Origin of the sequence: Pantoea sp. S61, from assembly GCF_016625145.1 — a bacterium.
GTDB lineage: Bacteria > Pseudomonadota > Gammaproteobacteria > Enterobacterales > Enterobacteriaceae > Pantoea > Pantoea rwandensis_B.
Genome location: NZ_JACVUO010000001.1, coordinates 807578 through 820705, shown reverse-complemented (window position 1 = coordinate 820705; position 13128 = coordinate 807578). Strand labels below are relative to the sequence as shown.

The following is a 13128-nucleotide window of genomic DNA, read 5'->3' as shown; positions in this document are numbered from 1 at the left end:
CTTACTCCTCAATCTTCACTTTGCCGGACTTCAGATCGGCGATGACCTGGAACACTTTGTCCTGCACGGATTTGTCGACGTGCGCAAAGGGCGTCGATAACGTCCACCCATTGGTGGAGAGGTTCTCGGTGATGATGCGGTTGCCTAATTGGTGATCGGCATAATGCTTGCCGATATCCGCGTAGGATTTATCAAAGTTCATCACCGTTGAGGTCATGATGGAGTTCGGGAAGGATTTGGATTGATCGGTGTAGGAACCGATGGTCAACACGCCCTCCTCATCTGCCGCCTGCTGGATGCCCGCGTCAGCGGTATCTGCAGAAGGAATGACAAAGTCAGCGCCGCGTGCGATGGCGCCAGTGGCGATCTCTTTGGCACGCGCGACATCGGTAAACGAACCGACATAAGCAGAATCCACCTGCACTTTCGGGTTCACATAGGCAGCGCCTTTCTTGATGAACTGCACGGTGCGTTCAGCGGACGGAATCGGTTCGCCGCTGATCACCGCGATGTGCCCGTTTTTGCTGGCGCTGGCGGCTAACGCGCCCAGCACAAAGCCGTACTCATCCCAATCCACTGACCACGCCGAGTAGTTTGGCAAGTTGGAGGTGGAACCTTCATAGGAATACAACACGAACTGCGTGTTCGGGAACGAAGGGGCAACTTCTTTGATGGCCGCGGAATAACCCGAAGAGTGCGCGATAATTAACTTCACGCCATCCGAGGCCAGCTGACGTAACACCGACGGTGCGGCTTCATAGGTGGTGTGCTCAAGATAGCTGGGCGCAAATCCCTCTTTCGTCGCCATCGACTTAAACGCGGCATACCCGGCCATATCCCACGAGCCCTGCGTAACGGTTTGTGTAAACAGCGCCGCCACGCGCGGTTTGCTCTCATCCGCCTGAATGGCACTGCTCGCCAATACCGCAGCCACAGCAACAGCCATCATCATCTTTATTCTCATCATTTGACTCCCGGTAAAGTGATTTACGTTTTGGCAGGGGAATTCCCCTACGAAGCGGTCATGGATTTTTGATAGGCACGGGCATGGGTATTCACGCCGTGGTGCTCCAGCACTTCCAGTACGTCGGTGCCGACAATGCGCAGGTCATCGATAAAGTCCGGCACGATCACCGTCACACCATCCAGTTGCGCACCCTTCACAATCGCCGCCAACTTGTTGCCGATGGTTTCCGCTGAACCCACCAGCGCGGCACGTGTCATGGAGTTACGCTGTTCCCCCTGTGAAACAAAGCGCTGCGCCATGGTGTTCTGTTTAAAGCTCTTGTCACCGGAGTATTCACGCGTCTGGTTATCGAGCGCGATGGTGTCGACACCGGCGTCATACAGCGCCACACGTTCACGCGCTTCTGCATCGGTGGCGCCCGGGATGATGGTGAACAAGCCGTAGGTTTTGAAATCCGGCTTGCCTTGCTGCAATGCCAGCTCTTTGGCACGCAGCCCGGTTTTGATGAAGTCATCGTGGTCAGAACCCAGCATGAAACTGCCGGTGCAGTGCTCCATGGTGAACAGGAAACCGCGATCCGACGCGCCTGCGCAGATAATCGGCGGCGGCGAAACCGGTTTAGGATTCGACATGCAGTCGGTCAATTGATAATGCTTGCCCTGATGATCAACACGATCCTCCGTCCACAAACGCTTCAGCACCGTCAACCACTCAGCGGCCAACTCATAGCGCTCGGCATGGTCGAGATCCATCCACAACCCCATCTGCCCCTGATCGGTAGGATTCGAGCCAGATACGATGTTGAGGCCAAAACGTCCTTTGGAGATTTGATCCAACACGGCGCTCATTTTGGCGACCACCGCAGGGTGAAACACCATGGTGTGCACCGTGCCCCAAACACCAATCCGGCTGGTGGCTTCGGCCAGGCCCGCCATGGTGGTTAAACTTTCCAGCGTGACGTCCCAGTGTTGCGAGGGACCGCCGTAACCGCGCCACTTCGCCATCGACAGGGCAAAATCAAACCCCAACTGCTCCGCCAGAATTGTCACTTGTTTGTTGTAGTCGTAAGTGGCAGGCAACTGCGGGCTGGTTGTTGAGGTGATCCAACCGCCGTTACCTACCGGCAGAAAGACACCGAACTCCACATTGCGTTGATCAGAATGGCTCATGTGACACTCCTTCATTCATTACGCTGACGCGTGAATGCCCGCGAGAAACTCGAGCGTAATTTGGTTGAATAATGACGTTTCGCTTTCGGAGAAGCTGTGACCACCCTGCGGCACAATTTTCAGCTCTGCGCCGGGGATGTGTTGCGCCAGAAAGCGTGACTGATAAGGCGGCGTGAGGATGTCATCCTCTGCACACAACACCAGCGTTGGCGTTTGAATGGCTGCCAGGTGCGCGGTGGCGTCATGCGCCATAATGGCGTCAATACGGCTGAGCACCACATCACGCGCGGGAAAACGGGTTGCTGAGGCCAGCAATCCCGGCGACAGGGTCTCCGCATGGGTTTTGATATGCTCAGGCGGATACAGGAACAGCGCACTACCGTGCACATACTCTTCCATGGTGCTGCCGAGCAGCAACGCACGGCGCATACGGAAGCACCAGTTAAAATGCATATCTGATTTTGCCCAGCTGGCATATTGCACCATGCCGGAGAGCAAGCCAGGCTGACGCGCGGCCAGCAGCTGGCCAATCGCGCCACCGGTGGAATGACCAATCAACGCAGGTCGCTCCAGCTTCAGCGCAGCAATCAGCGCCAGCAAATCCTCCACCAGCGTGTCAATACTGTAAGGCCCAGCGGGATGATCTGAGCTGCCTGCACCGCGTTGATCGTAAGTCACCACGGTGTAGTGCTGCGCAAAGGCTGCGAGTTGCGGCTGCCAGTACGCGGCGGTGCCGCCGAGTCCTGACACAAAAATAAGCGCCGGACCTGTTCCCTCGATGTCGTAATGCGTTCGAATTCCGTTAGTCATGATGTCCGGCATGGTTTTCCCCTGGTTGGCGACAAGCATTCACTTCTGATGTGTAAACTCTGCGATGGAAAATAAATACCACGCTATTTCGGGCTATCAGTAATACCGAATGCAGCACGCCGCGTTGCCACTTTTAGAACACAAAAAACCAACTCATTAACCCGGTCAATTTCCTCATTTTTTAATTTATGGATAAGAGATGGTTATGACGAAAACGGCGAAAATCACGGAAGAAATCATGATTAATTAAATTCCCGGCACACATGTTTTAGAAATTGATGAGCAGCAAAAGAGAGTGTGCGATCGCGATGGACACATATTTCAATGTTGGCTGATTCCATCGCCTCATTATCGATGGGAATAGCGCGCAACATATTTTGTTCGATCTCGCGGGCAGCGATCTGCTTTGGACCGATGGTCAGAGTGCGCCCGGCAATCGCCATGGCTTTGGTGAGTTCGAGGTTATTGGTATTGACGATGGAGTGCGGATGCAGATGCAGGCTGCGCGTCACTTTATCGAAGGTTTGCCGCATACCAAAACTGGAAACCGGCAAGGCAATCGGATAAAAACAAATATCCTCCAGGCTTAAAGATTGATGTTGTGCCAGTGGATGACCGGGTGAAACCAGGCACTGAATGGGTGCAGCACAGCGTTTAATCACTTCTATTCCAGGGCGGTCACCCATATTAAACACAATACCGATATCAATTTCGTCTCGAATTATCGCTTCAATAGTGCGATCGGATGATTCGCTGTTAATGGAAAACTGTATTGCCGGATAGTTTTCATTAAAGTCCGTCATAATGCGCGGTAGAATGGCCTGCACCACTGCTTCAATGACCCATATTTTCACTTCACCTTCACGCAAGCCTTTTAAATTTTTTATCGACTCATGAATACGGTCGAGATCGCGACACATCTTGCGTGTGAAACCCTCAAGCAATGTGCCCGCTGGCGTTAAACGAATCCCCGTATTGGTGCGTTCCAGCAACATCACGCCGAGCGTGTGCTCCAGCAGAGCAATCTGCCGACTGATCGCGGATGGCGCTACGTGCAAGCGATCTGCGGCGCGACGTATCGATCCTGTCGCAGCGACTTCATTGAAATATTTATAGGTATTCAGGTTCACAGCCTTCTCCAGCAAGTCACGGCATTGATCGCTGGTGAAGATGCAAGAGTTATTCCAGGCGCTGGCGGGCGGGGGAAACGCAACGATACGATTGATGAAGTGCTGTCATTGTCGAAGCCTGAGTGGAATCCGCCAGATCCGTTTCTGACGATGGGCATGAACTTCACGCTACGCCGTGGCATGCATAATGCGGGGTTAGAGGCGTAAAATGGATAAGCTGCATTCCACGTGAATGCAGCCTTTAATCAAAGGCCTAACGCTTTCATCTTACGCCACAGGGTTGTGGTACTGATTCCCAGTAGCTTCGCCGCTAGCGCACGATTTTTATTACTCTGCTTAAAAGCTTGTCGAATTCTTGAGGCTTCATCCAGTTCATGCTCGGTTTCATCCCCCATCAATGACATGCGTGCCGAATCCTGCAATGCCAGTAAAAGCATGGGCATATCCACTTGTTCGCCTTGCGCCATCACAGCAAGCCGCTCGACGATATTGCTGAGTTGACGAATATTTCCGGGCCAGTCCAGTTGGCAAAGATGAGTTAACGCGGCCGAGTTGAGACGAATACTCGGCAGTTTTTGTGACTGGATGATAAATGCGATCAGCTCTGGGATGTCCAGTCGTCGTTTTCGCAAGGGTGGCAAGAATAAAGGCAACACGCAGATACGATAGTAAAAATCCTCACGAAAACGGCCCTGACGTATTAACGCGGGTAGGTCCTTGTTACTGGCGGTAATAATGCGGATATCTACCGGCGTGACTTTGCTATCGCCAATGCGCATGACTTTACGTTCCTGAATGGTACGTAAAAGCTTTAATTGAATTTCAGGAGAGGTTTCGCTGATTTCATCTAAAAATATTGTCCCGGTGTGAGCCATTTCAAACATCCCGGCTTTACCTTCACTTAATGCCCCGGTGAACGCCCCCTTCACATAACCAAATAACTCGCTCTCCAACACACCGGGGGCAAAGGCAGCGCAATTGATAGCCACAAAAGGGGCACCTGCGCGTTTTGACGCATTATGTATACCTTGGGCAAACAACTCTTTACCGCTGCCAGTTTCACCCTCAATCATTACCGTGCTGTCTGTAGCGGCAAAACGCAACGCCAGTTGTTTCACTTGCTGCAGCGCCGTACTATTCCCAATGATGTCTGTAAACGTTTTCTCAGCAATGTGCGCCCGGGCGCTCAGCCGTCGCATTTTTTGTTCCAGGGTTTTAATTTCTTGCTGTTTTTGTAATGTACATACGGCACCGACGACTTGCTCGTCCAGGATGATCGGCGCAATATTCACCGTTAACGGCATATGTCCTGCTTCGACCAACACGCCATTTAATGCACTACCGCCTTCAAACACCAGCTGCACGTTATTCAGTAAGGTGCTATCTTGCAATGCTTGTCCGGGAAGAAGCGGCAATAACATCTCCCGAGCGACGGCATTCATATTGGTCACAATGCCGGAGCGGTCAATACTGAATATACCTTCGGATACACAGTTGAAGATGGTATCAATCATGGTATATCGGCTCTCCAACTCAATGCGCTTTTCAGCCCTTTCTTGCTCAATCCTCAATTGATGCAACGCTTCGTTGACGGCCTCTAGCGCCGAGTCTTCATCGGCATAAGACATCACATAATGTAAGCCGTGACTCGTCACACTTTGCTGCAATGACAAACCACCAATAGCAACTTTAAAACCTTCAGCGACCAGCCGTTGAATACTACGTTCGGTTTCCTGCGGTGTATCAAAGGGATCAATAGCGCATACCCGGACATCTTGCATAAAGGGGCGCGATTTGTTCAGTATTTCCTGATATCCCTCAGAAGTGGCGAGAAATACCACTTTATCCGCGATTTTGCGTGCATGAGTCCATGCATTGAAGCAATCAAAGAAAGTATGTCGCACCTCTACCACCGGCACGTTGAAATGCGTACGGAGTAGCTCTGCGGTTTTCCCACGGCTAATCAACACGCTCGCCCCCTGCTCAATCAGCCCCCGCGCCGTTTCAACAGCCGTTTGCTGTGAAGCTTCCGCGATAATGATGGGCAGCGTTTTACCTTCGACAATTGACGTCAGGGTAGTTGTTAATCGGCTTGAAGGTGAGATAACGGCGATGCTCTGCATAGGCCAAACTCTTGATGATTGCATATCATTGCAGAGTATTTCATGCACCTTTCATTGCAATCCCTATGAGATCGATATGCGATCCAGGTCAACATAATTAAAACCTAATAATCACAATTATTTAACGCTGCATCCTACTGAATCTTATCAATAAAAATTATCAACTTGCATTTTTCCTTATGATTCCTCTTCTTCTGGCACGTTCCTTGCCCCTATTCCCTTACTGACCACGAAAAGGAATGTTGTATGGATTTAGTCTTTATTGGTTTTGGTGAAGCCGCATGGCAGATAGCAAGTGGTTTGCATAGCTCGGGCGCAAAATTGGAGATGGCAGCCTATGATGTGCAATCCAATCATCCACTTCTCGGGCCGCAGATTCAGCAACGCGCACAAGATACGAAAGTGACGCTCCTGGCCTCATCGGAGGATGTCAGTCGCACCAATGCGCGTTTTATTCTCTGCCTGACAAGCGCGACAAGCGCTTTGCCTATCGCGCAGCAACTCATCCCACGCCTGCACGCTGACCAGGTTTATGTTGATATGAACTCGTCCGCACCCACCGTTAAGCAAGATATTGCTGCTCTCGCAAAGCAGCACGGCATTCGCTTTTGTGATGCTGCAGTAATGGGCACCGTTCCGGGCAATCAACATCGTGTCCCTATGCTGCTCGCCGGCGAGGGTGCTGACAGCTTTCACGAAACGTTCAGTGTCTATGGCATGCGACTTAGCATTCTGAATGGAGAAGCAGGAGCAGCCTCTGCTATCAAAATGCTGAAGAGTGTTGTGATGAAAGGCTTACCGCAGCTCTTCATTGAAGCTTTTCAGGGTGCAGAGAAGTTTGGCGTAGTGGATACCCTCGCTGCATCACTGGCTGAATCGTTGGAGGGTAAAACTATTCAGCAACTCGCCAACACCTTCACTGCCCGTACTTTCATTCATGCCGCCCGCCGCAGTGCCGAAATGCGAGATGCTTTAGCCACGTTACAAGGGGTTGGCGTTAATAGTGAAATGACTGAAGCCACGCAACGAAAGCTAGATTGGCTGGCTAAAGATGACTGGAAAAGCCTTCTCGGCGCAAACGGCAGCGATATGCCCTATCAGGACGCGATACGAATGCTGGTGAAACATACAAATGGAGATAATCATGACAGCTTATAAAGCCTTACCCGACCTTATTCCTCAATCATTGCTGGATCGTGCTCGCGCACTTAGCCCGGCGTTATTATGTGATGGCATGCAAAGCCTGGGCATTCCACGCAACGGCTGCATGGATGCCGGTCTCAACCCACTTGATGATCGCAAGGTCATGGTCGGCACGGCCTGCACGGTAGACACCGAGGACGGCGATAATTTCCCGATCCATGTCGCGATTTATCAGTCACAGCCTGGCTATGTGCTGGTCATTGCCGGTAAAAATTATCCTGAACGCGCCTATATTGGCGATCTACTGGTGGGTGCCGCACAAGCCGTTGGCTTGAGTGGCGTGGTGATGGATGGATATGTGCGCGATAAGACCGGACTTGCAGAATTGGCCATCCCCGTTTATGCACGTGGCATCATGCAGCGCAGCCCCATCAAACGCGGTCCCGGAAAAATCAACACGGTCGTTCAATGCGCCGGCGTTGAAGTGGTTCCCGGTGATCTGATTGTGGGTGATTGCGATGGTGTAACGGTTATTCCTCGTGATCAGGTGGAAGCCGTTTTAGCTATCGCAGAAAAAAAAGCCGCGTATGAAGATGAGAGACGCGCTGCTATTCATGAATATGCACGTTGTCGGGAAGATAATTTGCCGCTACCACCCCTCGCCCCCTCATGGGTAACGGACTTGCTGGCAGAACAAAAGTAACCCTGAAACATCGTACCCTACACATTATAAAAAATGAAAATATGGAGACGCTTAGATGGTAACGATTCTAGGCTACGTGCTGATCGCAGCATTTCTTATCCTTGTGATAAAACAAAAACTCTCACCCTTCACTGGATTAATTGTGGTTTCACTCTGCGTGGGCATTGTGCTTTGCCTGAGCAGCGGAATCCCTTTAGATAAACTGCTCACCTGGATGAAAGAAGGATTATTCTACTCTCAGAATGAGAGTGGAAAAATCTCATTGGGGACAGTCAATCCGACAATAATGATTCTATTTGCCGTTCTTTATTTCAGCTTAATGATGAACGTCGGCTTGTTTGATCCGCTTTGTACTTATCTCATTCGTAAAGCTAATGGTGATCCGCTGAAGATTATCCTGGTCACTGCCTTTACCTCTTCAGTCGTTACCTTAGATGGGGATGGCACCACGACTATTCTTATCATCACCACGGCTTTTATACCCCTATTTAAACAAATGGGTATGAAACTCTCTAATCTTGCCATGTTAATTATTTTGCCTTGTGGACTGGGCAACTGCCTACCCTGGGGCGGCCCTCTGGCGCGTGCAGCGGCAGTGCTTCATCTTGAGGTCAATACTCTTTTCGTCGCCATACTGCCCATACTGGGAGTTTCATTTATTTACGTATTCTTCATGGCCTATGTTATGGGTACAAAAGAGCGTAAACGTTTAGGTTATGAAAAAGGCAAAAAAGCCATTGTCACACCTCAACAAATTGATGACATGGTTAACGTCATTAAGAATCATGACAAAGAACTAAAACGTCCCAAACTGTTTTTATTTAACTTAATACTCACGGTTGTTTTGTTGGTGATATTAATCATGGGATGGGCAAGTGGTGCAATGGTCTTCCTTGTCGGTACTGCATTGGCTTTAACAGTCAACTATTCGGCAGCCGATCAGCGCACACGTATTATTGAAAACGGCGGTGATGCCGTCGCCGTCTCATCATTAATCATCGCTGCTGGATGTTTTCTCGGAATATTTAATGGCAGCGGAATGTCTGCCGCTGTCGCACAACATATGGCGAGTCTGATTCCAGAGTCAATGGGAAGTCATACTGCACTATTGTTCTCATTTATTGGTGCGATTGCTTGTTATGCATTGCCAGTAGATGCCTATTATTTTGGCATTTTGCCGGTTGTGGCACCGATTGCGCAGTCGTTTGGCATCACTCCCACTGAAATTGGCGTCGCCTCTTTTATGGGACAAGCATTGCGTTATGCCAGTCCAACAGTCCCATGGCTTTTCCTGTTGATGAGCCGCACCGAGATGAGTTTTGGTGACTATCAAAAAACATTCTTTAAATGGTCAATTCCAATGTTCTTTATCTTTATTGGGATGGCCATTGTAACCGGGCAGTTACCGTTGGGAATTTAAAACACTGGGGTCGCTATCCGTAGCGACCCCAAAAATGCAGACCTTCTTCAGCGGTCAGAACCCTCATATCACCTCCGTGTTATAGCGCCATCTCTGCGCATCGTGGCCATTGTGCTCTTTACGGTAAGCCGCTTAAATTAATAATTATTCTTAAATTCAAGGCAGTAAAGGCAACCCCGTCATCCCCTTCACTTCCTTAAGCACAAACATACTCTGCATCTCTTTAATTCCCGGCAATCGCCGAATAACCGACATCGCAAAGTCCGCATAGGCATCCATATCTGCCGATACCACCTGCAATAAGAAGTCTGCATCGCCGCCAATACTGTAGCAGGAGACCACATTTTCCAGCGCGGTCACTTCTGCTTCAAATTTACGTGCTTCGGCTTCGCTATGACTGTCGATGCTGACACGCACGAACACCATCACATTCAGGCCAATCTTGCGCCGGTTAAGCACGGCGCGATAGCCCTGAATTACCTCATCTTCTTCCAGCTTGCGCACTTTGCGCCAGGTGGGCGATGCCGACAACCCAATCGCATCAGCAAGATCCTGATTCGTCACGCGCGCATCCTGCTGTAAATGTTCCAGTATTTGGATGTCTGTCTTGCTTAAACTCATTTAAGGTTAATCCTTTCCATTGATAGCGTTAAACAGGAATATTTATCCTTAATTCATGCTTTTTTCCATAAACTCCGCAAGCACTTTTCTTACTGCCTGCCGCATAATTTTCACCTCAGCCACCATGGCGCTTTATCTCAGTCGCTTACGGAGTTACCCATGCAATTCGATCCTCACCAACATCGCTGCACCCTCATCATCGACAACCAGTTACCGACCGGGCTGGCGCTGAATGCAGCCAGCGTCATCGGTATCAGCTTTGGCAAGTTGGTTGATCATATCGTCGGCCCGGATTTGCAGAGTGAAGATGGATTCAACTATCCCGGTGTGATTTATGCTCCCCTACCCGTGCTGCTGGCGGAAGGTGGCTATCTGCGTGAACTGCAAAAGGTAAGCAACGCGGACCCAGAGATCTTCGCCATGCCGTTTAGTGCGCTGGCGCAGTCTTGTAAAACCTACGAGGAGTATGGCGAGCGAATTGCCAGCGCCCACAGTGACCATATTGAGCTGGTTGCGATTGGTCTGATTGGCCCCAAAAAGAAAATTACTGGTTTGACGGGGAATCTTAAACTGTTCCGCTAGATTTCCCGTTGAGCGGCAAACCATGCGGGCGGTTGCCCCACATAACGGGTGAAGGCCACACTAAACGCACTGGCGGAACGATAGCCGACGCGTTCTGCGACATCCGCTACCGCCATATTTTTGCCGCGCAGTAAATTTTTGGCCAAAGCCATGCGCCAGGTGAGCAGATAGACCATCGGCGCTACACCCACTGCTGCGCGGAAACGCACAAAGAATGCCGAACGGGATAACGCGGAAACTTTGGCTAATTGCGCCACAGTCCAGGGATGCGCCGGGTTGGCGTGAATGTCGCGGATGGCCGCCGCCAGGCGTTCGTCGGCTAAACCGCTCATCACGCCAGGGCAAGCATTGCAAATTGGCATTGAACGCAGCGCCTCGATCAGCAGCAATTCCAGCAAGCGTTCCAGTACCACATGGCGAGCAGGACGCTGCGCACGACACTCATCCATCACCAGTTGTACCAGCGTGGTTAACCGTGACTCACCGCGAATATGAATAAATTGGGGTAACAGCGAGACGATTAATCCCGCGTCTGGCGCACCAAACTGACAATAACCTATCAGCGTTTGAACTTCGGCAGGCTGTTGCTGATCGCCGATCCAGAATTCACCGGGGCTGAGCATTTCCGGCAATGTTTCAGGTGCATCGTCTTCGGGTGGCTCGGCACTGCTCATACAGAATTCCCACGCTGCCGGGATCAGGACAAAATCGCCCTGCTCAAGCGGGATCGGTTCATGCCCTTTCATCTTCAACTGACTGCGCCCAGCCAACACCAGGCAGTAAAATGGCTGTCCGGTTTCACTGCGATTTACGCGCCAGCGGCCATTGGCGCGTGCACGTTTTGAGAAGGCCGCCTGAGGTTGCAGCAGTGACACTATCTCAGCAAGGGGATCGATCATTATGGACTCCTGCGAATGAAATGTGGACTTTGCATTGTAGTGAGTCCATCTCACTGACTCTATAGTGAGCCTCTACCCAATGCAATGCAGGAGTGAAAAATGAAAACGATCCTCATCACCGGCTGTTCTTCTGGCTTCGGACACGCCACCGCGCTCTATTTCCTGGAACGCGGCTGGAAGGTGATTGCCACTATGCGTCATCCTCGCCCGGCGCTATTCCCGGCTTCGGAAAATTTACGTTTATTGCCGCTGGACGTTTCTAATGCAGAAAGCATCAATCGGGCAATCGCGGACGCAGGCGAAATCGACGTGCTGGTGAACAACGCCGGGATTGGTGTGCTGACTTCACTGGAAGGCACGCCGATGTCCACCGTACGCGAAGTGTTTGAGACTAACACGCTGGGCACTATCGCCATGACGCAGGCGGTGCTGCCTCAGTTCCGCGCCAAACGCAGCGGTACGGTGATCAACGTGACGTCCACCGTGACGCTGAAATCCCTGCCGCTGCTGGCGGTGTATACGGGTAGCAAAGCCGCCGTCAACGCGTTTACGGAATCACTGGCGCTGGAGTTGCAGCCGTTTAATGTTAATGTGCGGCTGGTGTTGCCAGGCCTGGCGCCCACCACCGATTTCGGCAAGAATGCCATGCCGCGCATGGAGGAAACCTTCCTCGACGCCTATCAGCCTATGCTGGATGGCATTATGGCGGGCATGCACCAACCGCAGCCTACCACCAAAGCCGACGATGTCGCCGCCGCGATATGGCAAGCAGCCACAGATCCCAACGCACCAATGCGCATTCCCGCCGGGGAAGATGCGGTGGCATTGGCCCGCGAGAGCGTTTGAGCATAAAACCTGGTTAATAGCTTACGGCTTGTCAGTTAAGCGACGGGTGATAACGCAGTCTGGTGCGGTTCAGAGGGGTTCTGACCCGCACTCCGGCATTCTCACCCACACGAAAATAACTGCCATTTTTAACAGTGGCAGCATTTGCAAAACGGCTCTTAACTGACGAGCATGCAGCAAATAGCCTGGTTCATTCCAGAGTTAGCGGTTATGGTGTTTGACTCACCCGTTAGCCCTGAAGAATGTTCGATGCAGATTCATTGTCTGGCCCAGATGCCAACTTTTTATGATCAAGTGACCCGCATGTTGCATCATGAATGGAGCGAATTGCCTAACTGGCGTGACGAGCAAGTGATTCGCCAGCGCCTCGAATCACGCAATGCCGCTGATGCCCAAACGATGACGCTGTTTGCCGCCACGCATGAAGGCGAATTAATGGCCACCGCCAGCATCATCCATTACGAATTGAGTGACATCCCCGAGCGTGAATTTTGGCTGGGTGAAGTGATCACCGCTCGCGAGCATCGCGGTAAAGGGTTGGCCAGTGCATTAGTGACCCGGCTGATTGCCGAAGCGCGAGCAAAATCGATCCCTGCACTTTGGCTGTATACGCCCGACCAACAGGCCTTGTATCGCCGCTTTGGCTGGCAGGATGTGGAACAGCGAAACATTGCCGATGAGGACGTCACGGTGATGGTGTTGAAACTGGAATAAG

At 51.3% G+C, this 13128-nt stretch carries 13 protein-coding genes; 6 read left to right on the top strand and 7 right to left on the bottom strand.

Annotated elements, in window-relative coordinates:
• Window position 1 precedes the first annotated feature (1 nt).
• The 5 genes from IAE30_RS04085 to IAE30_RS04065 form a co-directional block, all read right to left on the bottom strand.
• Window positions 2-967, bottom strand: coding sequence for a BMP family protein (locus IAE30_RS04085; protein WP_234472648.1), 966 nt, complete (start codon window positions 965-967; stop codon window positions 2-4).
• Between the two features lie 44 nt (window positions 968-1011).
• Window positions 1012-2136, bottom strand: a complete 1125-nt coding sequence (locus IAE30_RS04080) for an LLM class flavin-dependent oxidoreductase (RefSeq protein WP_200677958.1) — start codon at window positions 2134-2136, stop codon at window positions 1012-1014.
• An 18-nt stretch (window positions 2137-2154) separates the two neighbouring features.
• Complete coding sequence (locus tag IAE30_RS04075; RefSeq protein WP_234465398.1) at window positions 2155-2985, bottom strand: alpha/beta fold hydrolase; 831 nt, start codon at window positions 2983-2985, stop codon at window positions 2155-2157.
• A gap of 203 nt (window positions 2986-3188) precedes the next feature.
• Entirely contained in the window at window positions 3189-4076 is an 888-nt protein-coding gene (locus IAE30_RS04070; RefSeq protein WP_160867672.1) for a LysR family transcriptional regulator, read from the bottom strand.
• Window positions 4077-4321: 245 nt separating this feature from the next.
• Window positions 4322-6199 carry a sigma 54-interacting transcriptional regulator gene (locus IAE30_RS04065; protein ID WP_200677967.1) on the bottom strand — a complete coding sequence of 626 codons (1878 nt, stop codon included), beginning with the start codon at window positions 6197-6199 and terminating at the stop codon, window positions 4322-4324.
• Between the two features lie 246 nt (window positions 6200-6445).
• Between IAE30_RS04065 and IAE30_RS04060 the strand changes: the two genes are divergently transcribed.
• Genes IAE30_RS04060 through IAE30_RS04050 form a run of 3 tightly spaced genes read left to right on the top strand, consistent with a single transcriptional unit; the run spans window position 6446 to window position 9465 of the window.
• Window positions 6446-7357, top strand: coding sequence for a DUF1932 domain-containing protein (locus IAE30_RS04060; RefSeq protein WP_200677968.1), 912 nt, complete (start codon window positions 6446-6448; stop codon window positions 7355-7357).
• Entirely contained in the window at window positions 7344-8045 is a 702-nt protein-coding gene (locus tag IAE30_RS04055; RefSeq protein ID WP_200677969.1) for an RraA family protein, read from the top strand. The genes IAE30_RS04060 and IAE30_RS04055 overlap by 14 nt, the downstream gene beginning before the upstream one ends.
• Before the next feature lie 55 nt (window positions 8046-8100).
• Window positions 8101-9465, top strand: coding sequence for a CitMHS family transporter (locus IAE30_RS04050; RefSeq protein ID WP_200677970.1), 1365 nt, complete (start codon window positions 8101-8103; stop codon window positions 9463-9465).
• 156 nt (window positions 9466-9621) lie between these two features.
• Here IAE30_RS04050 and IAE30_RS04045 read toward each other — a convergent pair whose 3' ends face one another.
• The gene (locus tag IAE30_RS04045) at window positions 9622-10086 is read right to left on the bottom strand and encodes an Lrp/AsnC family transcriptional regulator (RefSeq protein WP_200677971.1); all 465 of its coding nucleotides are present in this window, start codon (window positions 10084-10086) and stop codon (window positions 9622-9624) included.
• A gap of 159 nt (window positions 10087-10245) precedes the next feature.
• On the opposite strand from IAE30_RS04045, the gene IAE30_RS04040 reads away from it, so the two are divergent.
• Window positions 10246-10668: a DUF2000 domain-containing protein gene (locus tag IAE30_RS04040; protein WP_200677972.1), complete on the top strand. Its 423-nt coding sequence runs from the start codon at window positions 10246-10248 to the stop codon at window positions 10666-10668.
• On the opposite strand, the gene IAE30_RS04035 is transcribed toward IAE30_RS04040, so the two are convergent.
• Window positions 10665-11567, bottom strand: a complete 903-nt coding sequence (locus IAE30_RS04035) for an AraC family transcriptional regulator (protein WP_045833153.1) — start codon at window positions 11565-11567, stop codon at window positions 10665-10667. The genes IAE30_RS04040 and IAE30_RS04035 overlap by 4 nt on opposite strands.
• A 99-nt stretch (window positions 11568-11666) precedes the next feature.
• Between IAE30_RS04035 and IAE30_RS04030 the strand changes: the two genes are divergently transcribed.
• Window positions 11667-12413 (top strand): SDR family oxidoreductase, encoded by a 747-nt coding sequence (locus IAE30_RS04030; protein ID WP_200537720.1) that lies wholly within the window; start codon window positions 11667-11669, stop codon window positions 12411-12413.
• A 303-nt stretch (window positions 12414-12716) separates the two neighbouring features.
• Window positions 12717-13127, top strand: a complete 411-nt coding sequence (locus IAE30_RS04025) for a GNAT family N-acetyltransferase (RefSeq protein WP_370585443.1) — start codon at window positions 12717-12719, stop codon at window positions 13125-13127.
• Window position 13128 lies beyond the last annotated feature (1 nt).